This window comes from Mesorhizobium sp. M0518, assembly GCF_040321125.1.
Classification (GTDB): Bacteria; Pseudomonadota; Alphaproteobacteria; order Rhizobiales; family Rhizobiaceae; genus Mesorhizobium.
In genome coordinates, this window is record NZ_JAMYQY010000005.1 from 208,308 (window position 1) to 224,692 (window position 16,385).

Here is a 16,385-nt window from a genome sequence, read left to right on the forward strand (position 1 = left end):
CCTGCTTAGTCATATTTGACGTAAGCGAAGCGTTGATCGGTCAGCGGAGTGCCTTCCAGCGCCCCGCCTTCCTTGGCCGGCTGCCACTGAACAACATCCTCGATCTTTTTCGCCAACTCGAAATCCTTGTCGGTAATGCCTTTCGCCGCGTGGTTCGTCAGGCGCACCTCGACCCAGGCATAGGAGGCGGTGATATCGGGATGGTGCCACGCCGCCTCGGCGAGATGGCCAACCGTGTTGATGACCATGAGCGTCGATTTCCAGCTGTGGGTCTTGTATTTGCGCCGGATCCAGCCGTTTTCGTAACGCCATTTCGGCAGCTCCTTCTCAAGCCGATCGGCGATCTCGGCTTCCGAATAGACCTTTTCCTTGACTGTCTCGTTCATCTCGACCTCCGCGAATTGCTCGGTCTGTCTATGCGCCGGAGCCGGCAAACACGTGATGCATTCTCTTTGGCTTGCCCCATCGACGAAAACAGTTATCATGGTACCGGGCACCTAAACTTCCATGATGCATCCATGATGCACCCATCGGGGGGCAGATGTCGAATTCTGTTACCATACGAGTGCCCGCTCGCCTGCACCTTGGCTTCCTTGATCTCAATGGCGATGCCGGACGGCGGTTCGGCAGCGTCGGGCTTCCATTGAGCGAACCCGAAACCGTCGTCACCCTGTCGCGGTCCGGCGAGACCATCGTCGAAGACTCCGAGAGCACCCGCGCCAGCGAGCATCTGTCGACGCTCTGCAAGCATCTCGGCATTCGCGGCCAGCACCATCTGGTGGTCGAGCAGTCGATCCCCAGTCATGCGGGTCTGGGGTCCGGCACGCAGATCGCCCTTGCCGTCGCCTCGGCATTGCGCACTCTCCATAATTTGCCTCTGGATATCGTCGGCGACGCCAGCCTGCTCGAGCGGGGCGGCCGATCCGGCATCGGCATCGCAAGTTTCGAAGACGGCGGCGTCATAGTCGACGCCGGCAAGAACGACCGCGGCGGAACGCCTCCGGTCGTCGCGCGGCTGCCGTTTCCGGAAGAGTGGCGCGTCATCCTCATCCTCGACCATTCCGGGCATGGACTGCATGGCGCTGCCGAGGTCGCGGCGTTTCGTTCGCTGCCGCCATTCCCAACGGCAGGCAGCGGGGAGATCTGCCGGAGGGTGCTGATGGGCATTATGCCGGCTCTGGTCGAGCGGGACCTTCCGGCATTCGGCGCCGCCGTCACCGCGATACAGATGCTGATCGGCAGCCATTTCGCCCCGGCGCAGGGCGGCGTGTTCACCTCGAAGGGGGTCGAGATGGCGGCCCACCGTCTCAATGAAGCAGGCGCCGTCGGCATCGGCCAGAGTTCCTGGGGGCCGACAGGCTTTGCCTTCGCGCCATCGCATGACGCCGCACTCAAGTTCGTCGACGCGGTTCGGAAGACGAAAGTTGGAGACGGCCTTGAGATCAAGATCGTCAAGGGCAGGAACTCCGGCGCGAAGATCAGCTCAACCAGGCTGAATCTCGTCGGCAGCTGACGCTCCCGTTTCAGGCAGAAAGGCAAGAAATGGCCCGCAAACACATCCTGCACATGCTGACACCGTTGAAGCAGATGAGCCCCTTCGACGTGAATATGGCGCTCGACGCAGGTTTCGACGCCGTCGTCCCCTATGTCGATGTAAGCCTCGCCGAAGTGACAGGCCTGGTCCAGGACGCGATCTTTTCGCGCCCGCCGGATGCGGGTGTCGACACCGGCATCTTCATCGCCGGGAAGGATGCCTCGTTGGCGCTCGACATGTTCGACGCCGCGAAGAAGGCGATGGTGCCGCCTTTCCAGGTTTCGGTATTTGCCGATCCGGCCGGCTCGTTCACCACGGCCGCGGCGATGGTGGCCAAGGTCGAAAAGGCGCTGGAGAAGAAATTCCAGCGTGGGCTCAGGGATACGAGGGTGGCTGTTTTCGGCGCCACCGGCGTCGTCGGCTTCTGCACCGCCGTCATCGCGGCAGAGGAAGGTGCACGGGTCACACTTGTCGGCCATGACGGCATCGAAAGGGTCAAGCAGATCGCGGCCGAGATCGAAAGCAGATTCAACATCATCGTCGATGCCGCTGACGGATCGAGCGACGCCCGCAAGACAAAGCTGGTCGAGGCAAACGAAATTATCCTGGCTTGCGCTAAAGCCGGCGTCCAAGTGGTCTCCAAAGCCCAATTGAAAGGCAATGACCTGCTTATTGCGGCCGACGTCAATGCTGTTCCCCCGGCCGGCATCGAAGGATTGGCCGTCAATGCCAATGGTGATCCACTCGAAACGGCAAAAGCTGTCGGCATTGGTCCGCTTGCCATCGGCAATGTCAAATATAAGGTCGAATTCGGTCTCTTCAAAAGAATGATCGAATCCGAAAAGACGATCACGCTCGATTTTCAGGAAGCGTTTTCCCTTGCACGCGAGATTGCCAAGTAACGCCGGATCTCTTTTGATCGCGGCAATTTCAGGCCGGGCGCTGGCCGCCGCCGCGCGTCGCGCCGGCTATCGTCCGCTGGTCGCCGATTTCTTTTGCGATACGGACACCGTCGCGCTCGCAGAACGCGCGACGATATTGCCGGGCGACCTGCAGGGGGGCGTCGATAGCGAGCGCATCATCGACACGCTTCGGCGATTGGCTGGCGACGACCTCCCGGTCGCCATTATCCTGGGCTCTGGGTTTGAGCGGATGCCTGAGACCGTGGAAGAGATAGCGCGACACTTTCCGCTCGCAGGCACCGGCGGCGCCGCGATCCGCAGGATCAAGGATCCGCAGTTGCTGGCCGATGATTGCGCCGAACTTGGCATCCCGCATCCGCAATTGCGATGGGACCAGCCGCCTGATCCGGAGAACTGGGTGGTCAAGACCGCGGGCGGCGCCGGCGGCGGGCACATCAGACGAGCAACCGGAGAAAGCCCGACCGCCGGCCGCTACTTCCAGCGCTTCGTTGCCGGTCGCAGCATCTCGACCCTGTTCGTCGGCAACGGGCAAACCGCGCACGTCGTGGGCTTCAGCCAACAATGGACGTCCCCCTCCCCGACAGCGCCCTATCGCTATGGCGGCGCCGTGCGGTTGAGACGCTTCGATCGCAGACAGGCGGGGGTGATCGGCGGTTGGCTCTCAAGTCTGACGCGGCGCGCCGGCCTGGTTGGATTGTGCAGCGCCGATCTCATCCGCGGGCCGGATGGCTACAAGTTCATCGAGATCAATCCGAGGCCAGGCGCCACCCTCGACATTTTCGACGATGTCGAAGCGCCATTGATCGAAGCGCATCTGCGCGCCGCGATGGGTCAGGTCTTCCGCTTGCCGCGCTTCGTCGATTCGATGGCGTCGATGGTGACTTACGCCGCGACGCCAATCACTCACTTTCCGTCGATCGCCTGGCCTGAATGGACAGCGGACCAGCAGTCGGCTGGCACCCGTCTGATTGCCGGCGACCCTGTCTGCACGGTCTTCGCGCGCGGTCCGAGCGTCCAATCGACCAAGCGGCTCATCAAGGGACAAGTCAGTCAATTGCAACTCCAATGGGAAGGAGACCGGACATGAAAGACGGTTCGGCATTCCTGAACGACAATGCACAGCGCATCGTTGACGGCATGATCGACGACGCCGAACGCCTGCGTATCGTCGTCTCCACGGGGCCATTGGGCGAGCGCCTGATCGATGCCGGCGCCAAGACCGTCGGCAGCGTCGAAGCCGGGCTGCGCATGGCTGAGGCTGCGATGGGCGGTCTCGGCAGCGTTTCGGTGTTCATGGATCGTGCGTCACAGCAATGGCCGTTCACCGTCGAAGCGCGATCTTCGCAGCCGGTGCTAGCCTGCCTGGGCAGCCAATATGCGGGCTGGAATCTATCTGGCCAGGACTATTTCGCCATGGGATCTGGGCCGGCGCGGGCGCTCGCCCGGGTCGAACCGCTGTTCGAAACACTTTCCTATCGCGACATCGCATCGTCCGCGGTGCTTATCCTGGAGACGGCCGAACCGCCTCCCCGCGCGATCGTTGAGAAAGTGGGCAAGGCAACTGGATTGGCGACGGAAAAGCTCACCTTCCTCTATGCGCCGACACAAAGCCTTGCCGGCGGCGTGCAGATCGTTGCGCGCGCGCTCGAGGTTGCCCTGCACAAGATCAACGATCTCAAATTCCCGCTGGAGAACGTTGTCGATGGCATCGGAACGGCTCCGATCCCCGCCCCCCATCCGGATTTCCTGACCGCCATGGGCCGAACCAACGATGCCATCATCTATGGCGGCAGCGTCCAGCTCTTCGTGAAAGGATCGGCGAAAGAAGCTGGCAAACTCGCGGAAAAACTCCCAAGCAGCGCCTCACGGGACTATGGCCAACCCTTCGCCGAGATCTTCGCGCGGTTCAAGGGCGATTTCTATGCCATCGACCCGCTGCTGTTCAGTCCGGCCGAAGTGATCGTGACAGCGATCGAAACCGGCGATACGTTTCGCGCCGGTCGGCGTGATCTGAAGATGCTCGAACGAAGTCTCGGCTAAGAGGATGGCGGTGCAAAGGGATTCGTCCGTCATTCGCCTGCCCGACGACTGCATTTCGTGCAGCCCCGTCGCGGACGCGGCCATTGGGGCGCGGAATCGCTCGCGCCTCCGAGGTTCCCGCACCCGAGGCGCCACATGATCCCTCGCATCCTGATCGTCAGCGACAAAGTGGACACCGGCTCGAACGGCCTGGCGGCAGGGCTTGGTCGGCGAGGCGCCGCCGTTGCAGCCGTGCCGCTGGCGGCGATCGCATTCGACACCAGCAGCCCGAGCGGGCTTTCGATCCCTGGCTTCGGCGGCACGCTGCCCGACGCCGTGCTCGTCCGTTCGATCGCCGCCGGATCGTTCGAAGCGATTACCCGGCGCCTCGGCGTGCTGCACGCGTTAAGCAGACTGTCGGTTCCCGTATGGAACTCCGCGCAGGCGATCGAGCGCTGCGTCGACAAGTCGATGACGACATTCCTCTTGAAAAATGCCGGCCTGCCTACGCCACGCACCTTTGCCATAGAAGGACTTGCCGTCGCCGAGGAGATCGCGGCGCAAGAGCTTCCGCGGGGACCGCTGGTGCTGAAACCATTGTTCGGCGCGCAAGGCCGCGGGATAAAGCTGATCCGCGCGCTCTCGGACCTGCCGGCCGCAGAAGAGGTGAACAGCGTCTACTACCTTCAGCAATATGTGTCGCGTGCCGGTCCGCCTTTCCGGGATTTTCGCGTCTTTGTCTGCGCCGGCGAGACCGTGGCGATGATGAGCCGCATCAGCGACGACTGGATCACGAACGTCAACCGGGGCGGCGTGCCGGAACAGGTTTCCGAACATGGCAAGGCGGAACTGGCCTCGCTGGCTGTCGCAGCGTCAGCCGCGGTCGGCGCGGATTTTGCCGGCGTGGACATCGTGCGGGCTGACGACGGCAATCTGTTCATACTCGAAGTGAACAGCATGCCCGCCTGGTCGGGATTGCAATCGGTGGTCGCTTTGAACATCGCCGAAGCAATCGCCGATGCCTTGCTGAAACTCCTGGCCGACCGCGCCGAAGCGGCCGCCGCGCCGCGGCCCTACCGTTTCGCCGCGCCTGCGAATTCGTGAGGCCGCTAGGATGGCGCTATCGCGTGAACGCCTCCGGGCCAGCTACAAGGATGCCTGCAGGATGGAGATCGAAGCCCTCAAACCGGGCAACGTCCATCTGTTCGCCGACGGACACGGAATGTCCGCCGCCCAGTTCATGATGAGTGCGGAGGTTTCTTCCGGGCCGCTGACCGATCCTCGTCTGCCGGTCGGACAGCGCATGCTGGAGGCAGTGCGCGCGACACGACTGGCGGTCGCAACCAATACCAATCTCGGAATCATCCTTCTGACAGGGCCACTGATATGCGCCGCCGAAATGGGCGGTGACAGACTGCAGGACAATCTCGACTCGCTGCTTCGGGCTTTGAGCGTGCAGGATACCAAGGCGGTATTCGAGGCGATCGTCACGGCCGCGCCAGGCGGCCTCGGAGAAGCCGCCAACGACGTGCGGCAGGAGCCGAAGATCCATTTGCTGGACGCGATGCGGGAGGCCGCCGACCGCGACATGATCGCCCGCCAGTACGGCAGCTGTTTCGGCGACGTGTTCGGGGTCGGGCTCGCCGCGCTGGATGGAGCGTTGGCACGTGGAGAAACCGGCATGTGGCCGACGGCATTCGTCTACATGGCGTTTCTCGCCGGCTTCCCCGACAGCCATGTGATGCGCAAGCACGGCGTTGACGTCGCAAATCAGGCGCGGCAGGAAGCCGTTGCCGTCCAGGCGGCGCTCCACGCCGAGGGCGACGAACCGTCGCGCATTCGCCTGCTCATGGAGTTCGACCGTCGGTTAAAGACCGACAACATCAATCCCGGCACCTCGGCCGACCTCACCGTGGCTACTCTTTTAGTCCACACCCTCGCCCTCACCTTGCATAATCGCGGCGTTGGTGCTTGACTTCCAAAAGCGGAAGCTGTGCTTCCGCGGCTATCTAGCCAACCGGTCCGGGCAAATCCGGACGCTGCCAACAAGGATAGCTGTCCATCGAGCGCCTGCTCGGTTGCAGCGTCCGTGGACATCATAATTGTGTCTTGGAGGAAATTGGCATGGCAAAAATCTCAAAGGTTATGGTCGGTGAATCGCTGGTGGGAGACGGCAACGAAGTCGCGCATGTCGACCTGCTCATCGGCCCGCGGGGGAGCGCGGTCGAAACGGCATTCTGCAACGCGCTTACCAACAACAAGGACGGCTTTACTTCGCTTTTGGCGGTGATCGCGCCCAATCTTCAATGCAAACCCAACACCGTGATGTTCAACAAGGTCACGATCAAGGGCGCCAAGCAGGCGGTCCAGATGTTCGGCCCGGCGCAGCACGCCGTGGCAAAGGCCGTGCAGGACAGCGTTGCGGACGGGACCATTCCGGCCAACGAAGCGGACGACGTGTTCATCTGCGTCGGGGTATTCATCCATTGGGACGCGGCGGACGACGCCAAGATCCAGAAATACAATTACGAGGCGACGAAGGAAGCTATCCAGCGCGCCGTTGCAGGAACGCCGACCGCCGCCGAAGCAACTGCCCAGCGCGACAAGGTCAAGCATCCGTTCGCAGCCTAGACAAGAGACAGCCCCGCACAGGAAAAACCCTCTTCTGAGACGGATGGTCTGTTGCGCCGGCTGAAAAAGGTTCTGGGCTTTTGAAACGTCAACTCCCGAAGGGCGCTCGCCCTTCGGGAGTTGACGAGCGACGATTGTCAGGCGCCGAGTGACGCGAGGCGGCCGGGGGTGAGCGTAGCGTTGTGCAATGAGGTTGCGACCAGCGCCGCGGCGACACCCATCGCGGACAAGGCGCTGATGTCGGTCTCATTGCGGACGCCGCCGGCCGCGATGACGGCGCGATTTCCGGCCTTGGCCTTGACCTCCTGCAACCGCCCGAAGTCGGGACCGGCGGCCGCACCGACCTTGGCCAGCGTCATGACAATCACCTTTTGCGGCCAAAGCTCGGGCTCATCGAGAAGAGAACGCGGTCCGCAAAAACTATCGCCGACGAAATCAAGGGACAGGATGAGATCGGGATGATCGCGAAAACGCCGCAGCAACATGTCGTCCCGCTGCGATTCAGAGCCCAAAACAGGAGACAGCGAGCGTTCGGCAAGCGCCGCCAAAAGTGTCTTTTCGTCGGCCACACCGGCATCGACCCAAAGTTCCGGCGGCTCCGCCATCGTCCTCAGCCGGGCGAGTGCGTCGCTGTTTGGCACACCGCCTTCGATAGCGTCCAGATCCGCGATGTAGAAGGTCGAAAAAGGATAAAGCCCACGCAGTCCTTCAGCGACCGCGACGACATCAGGGCTTCGGCTGAGCGGCGTAACGATCGGCCTGTAGCGATCGCGTTTTCCCTGCTGGGCGCGAACCACCACGCCGTCTTTCAGGTCGAGAACCGGAATGATACGCAACGCTTTTTTCACCGACCAATTGCCCCCGTCATGAAAGCTTGAAGCGTGGAAAAAAGAAAGGGCATCATTGCCGGTTTCGACATTGGCGGCGCACATCTGAAGGTGACCCGCGCACAAGACGGTCGCATCGTCGAGGCGGTAACGATCGCAACGCCGCTCTGGCAAGGGCTGCACAAGCTGGCTTCAGCCCTCGACGAAACGGCTCCGATCTACGCGGGTGCGGATCTCAACGCATTCACCATGACAGGCGAACTGTCGGACATCTTTCCGTCTCGCGATGTCGGCGTAGCGGCTCTGCTGGGTCAGATTTCCACCCATTTCCCCACAGACAAAAAGCTGGTCTATGCCGGACCATCCGGTTTCGTCGGGGTCGAGCGGGCAGCGCAGCTAGGCGCCGATGTGGCTTCCGCCAATTGGCACGCGACAGCCTTATTGGTGGCAAAACTTGCCGGCGATGCCCTGTTCGTCGACATGGGCTCCACCACCACCGATATCATCGCCATCAAGAACGGCGCCGTGGCCAATGACGGCTACACCGACGCCGGACGGCTTCTAACCGGCGAATTGGTCTATACCGGCTTTACCAGAACATTCCTGTTCGGCGTAGCCTCGTCGGCTCCCGTCCGTGGCAGGCTAACGCCGCTGATGAACGAGTATTTCGCCTCAATCGCCGACGCTCACCGCATCCTGGGCGTGCTCGACGAGGACGACGACAGGCACCCTCCCGCCGACGGCAAGGAAAAGACCGTGGATGGCTCGATCGCGCGGCTGGCGCGCATGGTCGGGCGCGACGCCACTGACCTTACCCCGCCGGAATGGGGTGAAGTCGCGCGCTGGTTCAGCGAGCAGCAACTGCGCAAAGTGCACGATGCAGCGTCGCTGGTTGCCGGAACCCTGCCTCGGGATGTCCCGATCGTCGGCGCCGGAATCGGCCGCTGGCAGATCAGGCGACTGGCAGAACGCATGGAACGCAGTTACATTGATTTCGCCGACATCATCCCCGCTGATGACACCATTCGCGGGCAAGCGAGCAGCGCGGCACCCGCGTCCGCGGTGGCGCTTTTGGCGGGATATCCTTCGTAAGCAGGTTGCGGCGCCCGCGCCTATGCTCGCGCGTCCTCGCTACCGGAACTTTTGGCGGTCAAGTGATCGCTGACACGCTGCATCAGCCAGCCCCAGGCTTCCTTTTCACCGTCGCCTGCTGTCTTTTCGATGGCGATCGAAAGGTAGGCGATTTCCGCCTCGATCTTGTCGCGCGGCAGCATGCCGAGCCGGCTGACCAGGATGGCCAGCTCAAGCACCGCCGCCTTGGCTCGGTTGAGGCCGGTGAACGGCGCAAGCGCTTCCTCCCGCACCACGCGGCAGAAATGGCGGGGGCGCACGCCATTGTCATCGACTGCCTGGACTTGGAGCCCCGAATACGCCAGCGCCGCCTCGAGCCTCGGCACCGGAAACCCGTCAACCGGAACGATTGGCCAATGCTTGCGGCCTGTCAGGCAGCCGGCAAAGACACGCACGTCGTCGGTATAATTGGCGATGGCGAACGGCACTTCGGCGAGATTGTCGAGCGTGACCGACGGCCGGAACGGCGCAATCACCCAGCCGTCATTCTCGGCAATGATGCCGATCGGCGCGATGTGGACGTTGCCTGCCTTGTTGACCGTCGTGATGATCGATTCGCGGATGTAGGGCATGGTCCTAGCGCTCTTTCCTTGCGCGGAGCGTCTTGCCCGGCTCGGCAAGACGGGTACGGTCGGTTTCGGGAGCCGGCGCGGCAACGCCCCATGCGAGCGGCTCGTCCTGCACATAACGCTTGCCGAGGCGCCACGCGATCTCGGCCTTCATCAGTTCCGCGCCGAGGTAAAAAGCGTGTGCGCCATCGGCGTTGACGTCCAGCCCGGCAAAAAGTTCGAACGCATCCGTGGCAACTGCATGCCCTTTGCTATTGAAAACATGGATGCCGTCCTCCGCTACCGCGATCCGGAAGTTGGCATCGCGCACCTGGACCGCCAATGCCTCGATATCGTCGGTTGAGGCTGTGAAAGGCTTGCGATCGTGGACCTGCAACAGGCCTGGGTGATAGCCGCGCGGCAAGGCGCCGTCCGTGCAAGCAGCCAACATGACGCGGCGGGCGATATCGTGCTCCTCGATCGTCCGCACCGTGTGTGGGCTGACATGCACCGCCAGCACGTTTCGGATCCGGAGTTCCGAGCAGAGTCCCGCTAGAACGGCCGTAACACCAGAACTGTCCGCGTCGGTCAATTCGGTGAGATTGCCGGTGCCCATCAGCAATTCGACGTCCGGCCAGCGGCGCCGCGCCTCGATGAAGCGCCCGAGTGAAACGGCGAAGCCGAAATGGATCGGGTCGAGCACGGGATCGGCAATGAAGGCGATACCGGCCTTTTGCGCGGCTTCGATGGCCCGGCCGAGCGAATCCAGATCGCCAGGCGTGGAAGGTATCAACACTGCCGTAGCCCTATGATCGAAGATCAACGGCAGCGTGTTCTCATCGAGGCTGAGAAGATAGTCCGCGCCGGCGCGTGCCCCGATCGTCAGTTCGTCCACGCTGGCCGAATCGACGCTGACCATAAATCCCCGTGCCTTGAGCGCTCGCACAGCCTCCGCCAGCAATGGAAACGGCGTCTCCGGCAGGCAGCCCAGATCGATGACATCGGCGCCGGCCGCAGCTAGCATCGAGGCCCTCGCCATCAGTGCCTCGACCGACAGCATCGGCGCATCGACGATCTCGGCGAAGATGCGCATATCGTGACGCGTCAGATCCGGCGGTTTGCCCGCCCGGCCAAGGAAGGCCGGAAGGTCGGCGATCTCGTCGGGGCCGCGCACAAAAGGCACGCCGAAATGCTCCGACAGGTGCTCGATGTTTCCCCGATAGCGTCCGGGTAGGATGACGCGGTCGGCGTCTCCTGTCAGAGTGAGCCGACGCTTCACAATGTCCTCGCTCATCAGCGCGGCGACCTTGACGCCGACGTCGACGATTTCCCACGCGAATTCGGTTCTGCCCAGCCCGGCCAGCAGCCGTTCCAGCCGCGCCTTGGCCAGATGGCCGGTAAGAAAAACCAGCCGCTCAGCCATCGCTTGCGAGTTCGGCCTGTCGCCGTGTGAGCGAGGCTTCGAGATCAGCGAGCGACTCGACCACCTGGGTCCGCTCGAAACTCTTCAACTGCTCGGTATTTTCCAGATCGATCCTGCGCGGATAGACCTTGACCAGCCCGTGCGGTGCCTGGGTTTCGAGTTCCGGTGCGGTGTCGCAAGCAAAGACGATGGCTGGCACACGGCACTTTCCCGCTTGGGCAAAGACATTGGTGGCGAGCGTGTCGGAAATGCCATGCACGCATTTGGCGACCGTGTTGGACGTGGCCGGCGCCACCACGACCGTGTGATAGACACCGTGGTAGAATTCGCCGACCGGGATCGCGCTCGCGGTCTTGTCGTGCAGCACGCGCGTCGTCTCCGGGAAATCAAGTTTGAGCTTGTACATGCGCAGCACTTCGTTGGCGGCCTTCGACACGAAGACATCGCAATGTTCGAGTTGGCGAACAAGTGCGAAGCTCTCCGTAAAAAAATGCCCGGAACCCGTCAAAACCCACGCCCAGCGCGGCACATGCAGCTTCACCATCGGCTATCCCGCCTTCTTTGCCGACGACCCTGTAGAAGCCACGATCCTGATGCCGGGCAGCTTGCCCAACACGAGCATCGCGCCGGCCTCGGCAGCATCCTTCGGACCGGCGAGATGGAAATCGACGCCGTCAGGCAGCATGGCGGCAAAGCCTGGGTCGACAATGCCTCGGGTCCTCAGGCTGTCAGCGGTATCGCTGTCGAAGAATGCACCGGTCTGCTTGATAAGCAACAGCGCGTTTGCGCCAAGCTTACCGGCAAGCCAGGCGGCCAGAGAATCGGAGGTAATGTCCCAGGAGGCCGGAACATCCAGCGCCGGCAGTGCCAGTGACGACGGCAGCCACACCGGAACCTTCCCCGCCTCCAACGCTCGCCCGATCTCATCCAGCGACCGTGCCGGCGTCAGCCTTTCGTCCCGGTCGAGGATGACATGGCCGAACTGTTCCATGGCCAGGATCGCCATGGCATGTGCGGCGGTGTCGGAAAAATCCATGCGTGTCTGCGTCTCACGCACATGATCGGCAAAGAGCCCGCCGCCGGGCACGATGACGATCGGCAGCCGGGAACCCGCCAGCGCTGCGATCCAGCTCTTCATCTCCGCCGCGTGGGCCGTGCTGCCGCCAAGCTTGACGATGGCCCGTCGGAGCATTTCGGGGCGTTCCTGGCGCGGCCGGAAGACAACGCTTCGGTCTTCTCGGCCAGCGGTGCCGGAGGCAGCGCCGCGTCCCGCCGATTGGCGCTTGCGTTCGATCTCGACGCCGACACCACCAGGACCGAGCTCGAGCTTTTCCACCCTTACCGTAACGCGCACGACCCGCTGGTTCTCCAGGACGTGCGCTGCCACCTGCTCGGCCAAAGCCTCGCTGAGCTGGATATGGCCTCGCGCGACGATGGTGCGAATGCCGTCCATGATGATGTCATAAGAGAATACATGGCGCATGTCCTCGGGATGGTCGGTGATTTGCAGCACGTCGGCGGTCACATCAAAGCGCACTTTTTGAGTATGGCCATGCTCGAAGCTGTAGGCGCCGATCTGGACCGGCAGAACAAAATCCCGCACAAAAGTCCTGTCCGTGCCCAGTGTCGGGTCGGTGTCCGGCGAATAGCCTCTCGCCGCCAACAGGCGATAGTCGATACTCAATTGACCGCCGGTCCCGGATTCCGTCGGGATCAACTCTCGAATCTGCGAGACCGCCTCGGCGCTGATCGAACTCGTGCGACCGGAATGGCCACACAGCGCCCCCCGAAAGCCGAGAAAATCCGGAGCGAAAGGCAATAGGCGCGGAATATCCGGAGCTTCCAACGATCCACTCAGGCCTGCCATCAGACCGAGCGATTTCGTGCGATCGACGAATCCCGGAATACGCTCCGGCGGCAGATGATCGAGCAGCCGGCCCTTCCCCTTTTGCGCGGTATCGACCATCACGCCATGGAAGCGATGCCTGGCGAACATCGGCAGAAGCTCGAACTCCGGCGCCAGATCGGCAAACAGCACGGCAATCAGCTTCGTTCGTGCAGCGAGCGGTTCGAGCGCTTCTACGCAGGCAGAGATATTTGCCGAAGGGAAAAATCCGATCTTCACATAGTCGACGCCGGTCGCCGCGATCTCTTCGGCCTTGATGCGGATCGTTTCGGGCTCCATCGGCAGGTCGCCGCAGACCGCGCTGACCGGAGCCCGACCAGCGATGAACGAAATGGTTCGGCGCATGGTTTCCGTGGACACCGCGCCCAGGGCTCCCGCCTTCGGGTCCTTCAGGTCGACGATATCGACACCTCCAGAAAGAGCGATCTCCGCCTCTTCGATGCCGGTGACGCTTGCCAGCATTCTGGTCATTTGAACAGTTTCTCCAGTTTGGAGGACAAGACGTTTTTATAAAGGCGGTCGATGCCCCTGCGCCACGTCTCGTCGGTGTTGCCACGCGAATCGACGCTGGCGACTTTCCGCACCGTTCTGGCAGGCGCGAAAAGTCGTCCGATAGGGTTTGATAAATTTTGCGGGTCGGCTAAGTTGATCATGGGCACCTTGACTTGGCGCGGGTCCGGCAACAGTCGAACCTTTGCGCAAGAATGGGTAATTACTATCGATGACGAGCGCGGTGCCAGGCACTCTCGCTGCCTTTTTGTGCTTTTTTTCCCTGACCGTCAACGTTTCCGATGCGACAGGCCAGGAAACGGTGGCGAAGCCGGAAAAAAAGACAACTGAAATCAAGATAGGCTATTTGCGCGCCTACGCGCCGCAATTGACGCTTTCCATGCTCGACCTGCCGCCGCGCGACGAAGGTGTCGCCGGCGCCGAGGTGGCGATCGGCGACAACAACACGACGGGAAAGTTCACCAACCAGAAATTCAGCCTGGACGTGACCGAGATCAAACCCGAAGGCGACGCGGTTCGGGCGTTCGAGGACATGATCGCCAAGGGCGACCGCTATGTGGTCGCCGATCTTTCAGCCAAACAATTGCTGTCGATCGCCGACATCGCCCGCGAAAAAGGCGTGCTGATCTTCAACGTCGGCGCCACCGACGACAGCCTTCGCGAGGAGGACTGCCGCATCAACGTTTTCCATATCGCGCCGACGCGCAGCATGCTGGCCGATGCGCTGGCGCAGTATCTCATGGTGAAGAAGTGGCCGAATTGGGTGCTGCTCTATGGATCGCATAAGCAGGATCATCTCTACGCCGATGCGTTGCGCCGCGCGGCAACCCGCTTCGGCGGCCAGATCGTCGCCGAGAAGGAATTCAAGGATACCGGCACAGCCAGGCGCACCGACACCGGCGCCACGCAGATACAGCAGCAGATTTCCGTGTTCACGCAAGATCTCCCGGAGCATGACGTGGTGCTTGTCGCCGACGAAAGCGAGGTTTTCGGGACCTACGTGCCCTATCGCACCTGGACGCCGCGGCTGGTCGCCGGCACGGCCGGTCTGGTTGCATCGTCGTGGCATCCCGCCAGCGAACAATGGGGCGGCATCCAGATGCAGAGCCGCTTCCTGAAGACGACGAGCCGGCGGATGCTCTCCAAGGACATGTCGGCCTGGACGGCGGTGCGTGCCGTCGGCGAGGCCACCACGCGCACCAAGGGCGACGATGCGAAAAAGATCAGCGACTACATGCGCTCTGACGATTTTTCGGTTGCTGCTTTCAAGGGGCAGAAGCTGACCTTCCGCAAATGGAACCTCCAGCTTCGCCAGCCGATCCTGCTTGGCGACACCAAGTCCGTCGTCTCGACATCGCCACAAGAGGGCTATCTTCACCAGGTCTCCGAACTCGACACGCTCGGTGTCGATCAGCCGGAAACGAAATGCGCTCTCAAGTAGAGTCAATCGGGAGGAATTTGCGTGCAGAAACGAGCTTGCGCATTCGCCATTCTCGCGGCCGGCCTGACGGCCAGTCCGGCATCGGCCTATACGGCCTACGTTTCCAACGAGAAGGACAACACGATGACCGTCGTCGACACGGCGACGATGCAGGTGGTGAAGACAGTTGAAGTCGGCCAGAGACCTCGCGGCATCACCATCTCGCATGACGGCAAATTCGTCTACCTATGCGCCAGCGATGACGATACGGTCCAGATCATCGATACCGCGACGCTTGAAATCGTCGGTACGCTGCCATCCGGCCCCGATCCCGAATTGTTCGTGCTCTCGCCGGACGGCAAGACGCTTTATGTCGCCAATGAGGACGATAATCTCGTCACCGCCATCGACGTCGAAAGCAAGCAAGTCCTGGCCGAGATTCCGGTCGGCGTGGAACCGGAAGGCATGGGTGTCAGCCCCGATGGCAAGACCATGGTCAACACCTCGGAAACCACCAGCATGGCGCATTTCATCGACACCGGCACGCATGAGGTGACCGACAACGTGCTGGTCGACACGCGCCCGCGCTTCGCCGACTTCAAGCCCGACGGCACGCAGGTCTGGGTCAGCGCCGAGGTTGGCGGCACCGTCAGCGTCATCGACAACGCCAAACGCGAAGTGGTGAAGAAGATCCAGTTCGCGATTCAGGGACTGCGGGCCGAAACCATCCAGCCGGTAGGCATCGCCATCAGTGCCGATGGCAAGAAAGCCTATGTCGCGCTCGGCCCGGCGAACCATGTCGCGGTGATCAATACCGATACCTACGAGGTGGAGAAATACATCCTCGTCGGCCAGCGCGTCTGGCATCTGGCCTTCACGCCCGACCAGAAAACGCTAATCACCACTAATGGCAATTCCAACGATATCACCTTCATCGACACGGCCACCGACGAGCCGGTCCAATCGCTCACCGTGGGCCAGCAGCCCTGGGGTGTGGTCATTTCGCCCAAATAGCAGACATTGATCATCGGGAGGCTCAAGACATGAAACTTTGCCGCAGGTTTTTCTTCGCCGCACTCGCCGGATTTGTCCTTGCTCCGATCGGAGCAAGCGCCGACGACGCAACACCAAAACCGTCGCGTGCCAGCAAGAACCTGCCGGAATTGATTATCGGTTCGGCCGATTCCACCTATGCCGTCAATCAGAAGGACTTCGAGCTGATCGCCGGCCAGGGCTATCGCTGGAAGATCACCTCCAAGGGCGGTTTCGAATACAAGTTCGTGACCGACCTCTTCCGCAATGTCTGGATGGACCAGATCGTCATCAACGATTTGGAAGTGCATATGGACGGCGGACCGGCCTGGCTGGAATTCGACGATGCGGGAACGATCCAGGTGCAGTTCCATACCGTTCGCCCGGGCGAATACACCTGGTCGGTTCCCGACCTCGCCGACAAGGGACTGAAGGGCAAGATTACGATCAAGTGAGACAAAGGCGATCAGGGCGCCATATA

17 protein-coding genes are annotated in these 16,385 nt (G+C 61.9%); 11 read left to right on the top strand and 6 right to left on the bottom strand.

Annotated elements, in window-relative coordinates; all coding sequences use genetic code 11:
- Positions 1 to 5 precede the first annotated feature (5 nt).
- Positions 6 to 386 carry a 4a-hydroxytetrahydrobiopterin dehydratase gene (locus tag NKI66_RS09465; protein WP_013532029.1) on the bottom strand — a complete coding sequence of 127 codons (381 nt, stop codon included), beginning with the start codon at positions 384 to 386 and terminating at the stop codon, positions 6 to 8.
- A 155-nt stretch (positions 387 to 541) separates the two neighbouring features.
- Here NKI66_RS09465 and NKI66_RS09470 point away from each other — a divergent pair, with 155 nt between their 5' ends.
- The 7 genes from NKI66_RS09470 (at position 542) to fae (ending at position 7,107) form a co-directional block, all read left to right on the top strand.
- Complete coding sequence (locus tag NKI66_RS09470) at positions 542 to 1,513, top strand: beta-ribofuranosylaminobenzene 5'-phosphate synthase family protein (protein WP_128303333.1); 972 nt, start codon at positions 542 to 544, stop codon at positions 1,511 to 1,513.
- 29 nt (positions 1,514 to 1,542) lie between these two features.
- Positions 1,543 to 2,436, top strand: a complete 894-nt coding sequence (locus tag NKI66_RS09475) for an NAD(P)-dependent methylenetetrahydromethanopterin dehydrogenase (protein ID WP_023810423.1) — start codon at positions 1,543 to 1,545, stop codon at positions 2,434 to 2,436.
- A 136-nt stretch (positions 2,437 to 2,572) separates the two neighbouring features.
- Positions 2,573 to 3,544: an ATP-grasp domain-containing protein gene (locus tag NKI66_RS09480; protein WP_352751508.1), complete on the top strand. Its 972-nt coding sequence runs from the start codon at positions 2,573 to 2,575 to the stop codon at positions 3,542 to 3,544.
- Positions 3,541 to 4,497: a methenyltetrahydromethanopterin cyclohydrolase gene (gene mch, locus NKI66_RS09485; protein WP_128303331.1), complete on the top strand. Its 957-nt coding sequence runs from the start codon at positions 3,541 to 3,543 to the stop codon at positions 4,495 to 4,497. The genes NKI66_RS09480 and mch overlap by 4 nt, the downstream gene beginning before the upstream one ends.
- A 135-nt stretch (positions 4,498 to 4,632) precedes the next feature.
- Entirely contained in the window at positions 4,633 to 5,580 is a 948-nt protein-coding gene (locus tag NKI66_RS09490) for an ATP-grasp domain-containing protein (protein WP_352751510.1), read from the top strand.
- A 10-nt stretch (positions 5,581 to 5,590) separates the two neighbouring features.
- The gene (locus NKI66_RS09495) at positions 5,591 to 6,451 is read left to right on the top strand and encodes a triphosphoribosyl-dephospho-CoA synthase (protein ID WP_023810419.1); all 861 of its coding nucleotides are present in this window, start codon (positions 5,591 to 5,593) and stop codon (positions 6,449 to 6,451) included.
- 149 nt (positions 6,452 to 6,600) lie between these two features.
- Complete coding sequence (fae, locus tag NKI66_RS09500; protein WP_013532036.1) at positions 6,601 to 7,107, top strand: formaldehyde-activating enzyme; 507 nt, start codon at positions 6,601 to 6,603, stop codon at positions 7,105 to 7,107.
- 137 nt (positions 7,108 to 7,244) lie between these two features.
- On the opposite strand, the gene NKI66_RS09505 is transcribed toward fae, so the two are convergent.
- Positions 7,245 to 7,955: a HisA/HisF-related TIM barrel protein gene (locus tag NKI66_RS09505; protein ID WP_031212969.1), complete on the bottom strand. Its 711-nt coding sequence runs from the start codon at positions 7,953 to 7,955 to the stop codon at positions 7,245 to 7,247.
- 33 nt (positions 7,956 to 7,988) lie between these two features.
- Between NKI66_RS09505 and NKI66_RS09510 the strand changes: the two genes are divergently transcribed.
- Positions 7,989 to 9,026, top strand: coding sequence for a hydantoinase/oxoprolinase family protein (locus NKI66_RS09510; protein WP_023810417.1), 1,038 nt, complete (start codon positions 7,989 to 7,991; stop codon positions 9,024 to 9,026).
- 20 nt (positions 9,027 to 9,046) lie between these two features.
- Here NKI66_RS09510 and NKI66_RS09515 read toward each other — a convergent pair whose 3' ends face one another.
- Genes NKI66_RS09515 through NKI66_RS09530 form a run of 4 tightly spaced genes read right to left on the bottom strand, consistent with a single transcriptional unit; the run spans position 9,047 to position 13,413 of the window.
- Positions 9,047 to 9,637 (bottom strand): DUF447 domain-containing protein, encoded by a 591-nt coding sequence (locus tag NKI66_RS09515; protein WP_023810416.1) that lies wholly within the window; start codon positions 9,635 to 9,637, stop codon positions 9,047 to 9,049.
- Between the two features lie 4 nt (positions 9,638 to 9,641).
- Positions 9,642 to 11,036, bottom strand: coding sequence for a DUF6513 domain-containing protein (locus NKI66_RS09520; protein ID WP_352440194.1), 1,395 nt, complete (start codon positions 11,034 to 11,036; stop codon positions 9,642 to 9,644).
- The gene (locus NKI66_RS09525) at positions 11,029 to 11,580 is read right to left on the bottom strand and encodes a flavoprotein (RefSeq protein WP_023810415.1); all 552 of its coding nucleotides are present in this window, start codon (positions 11,578 to 11,580) and stop codon (positions 11,029 to 11,031) included. The genes NKI66_RS09520 and NKI66_RS09525 overlap by 8 nt, the downstream gene beginning before the upstream one ends.
- A gap of 3 nt (positions 11,581 to 11,583) precedes the next feature.
- The gene (locus NKI66_RS09530) at positions 11,584 to 13,413 is read right to left on the bottom strand and encodes a (5-formylfuran-3-yl)methyl phosphate synthase (RefSeq protein ID WP_023810414.1); all 1,830 of its coding nucleotides are present in this window, start codon (positions 13,411 to 13,413) and stop codon (positions 11,584 to 11,586) included.
- A gap of 250 nt (positions 13,414 to 13,663) precedes the next feature.
- Here NKI66_RS09530 and NKI66_RS09535 point away from each other — a divergent pair, with 250 nt between their 5' ends.
- The 3 genes from NKI66_RS09535 to NKI66_RS09545 are packed head-to-tail and all read left to right on the top strand — an operon-like array spanning position 13,664 to position 16,359.
- Positions 13,664 to 14,893, top strand: coding sequence for a lanthanide ABC transporter ABC transporter substrate-binding protein PedA1 (locus NKI66_RS09535; protein ID WP_352751513.1), 1,230 nt, complete (start codon positions 13,664 to 13,666; stop codon positions 14,891 to 14,893).
- A gap of 21 nt (positions 14,894 to 14,914) precedes the next feature.
- Positions 14,915 to 15,886 (top strand): YVTN family beta-propeller repeat protein, encoded by a 972-nt coding sequence (locus tag NKI66_RS09540; protein ID WP_023810412.1) that lies wholly within the window; start codon positions 14,915 to 14,917, stop codon positions 15,884 to 15,886.
- Positions 15,887 to 15,915: 29 nt separating this feature from the next.
- The gene (locus NKI66_RS09545; RefSeq protein WP_023810411.1) at positions 15,916 to 16,359 is read left to right on the top strand and encodes a hypothetical protein; all 444 of its coding nucleotides are present in this window, start codon (positions 15,916 to 15,918) and stop codon (positions 16,357 to 16,359) included.
- Positions 16,360 to 16,385 lie beyond the last annotated feature (26 nt).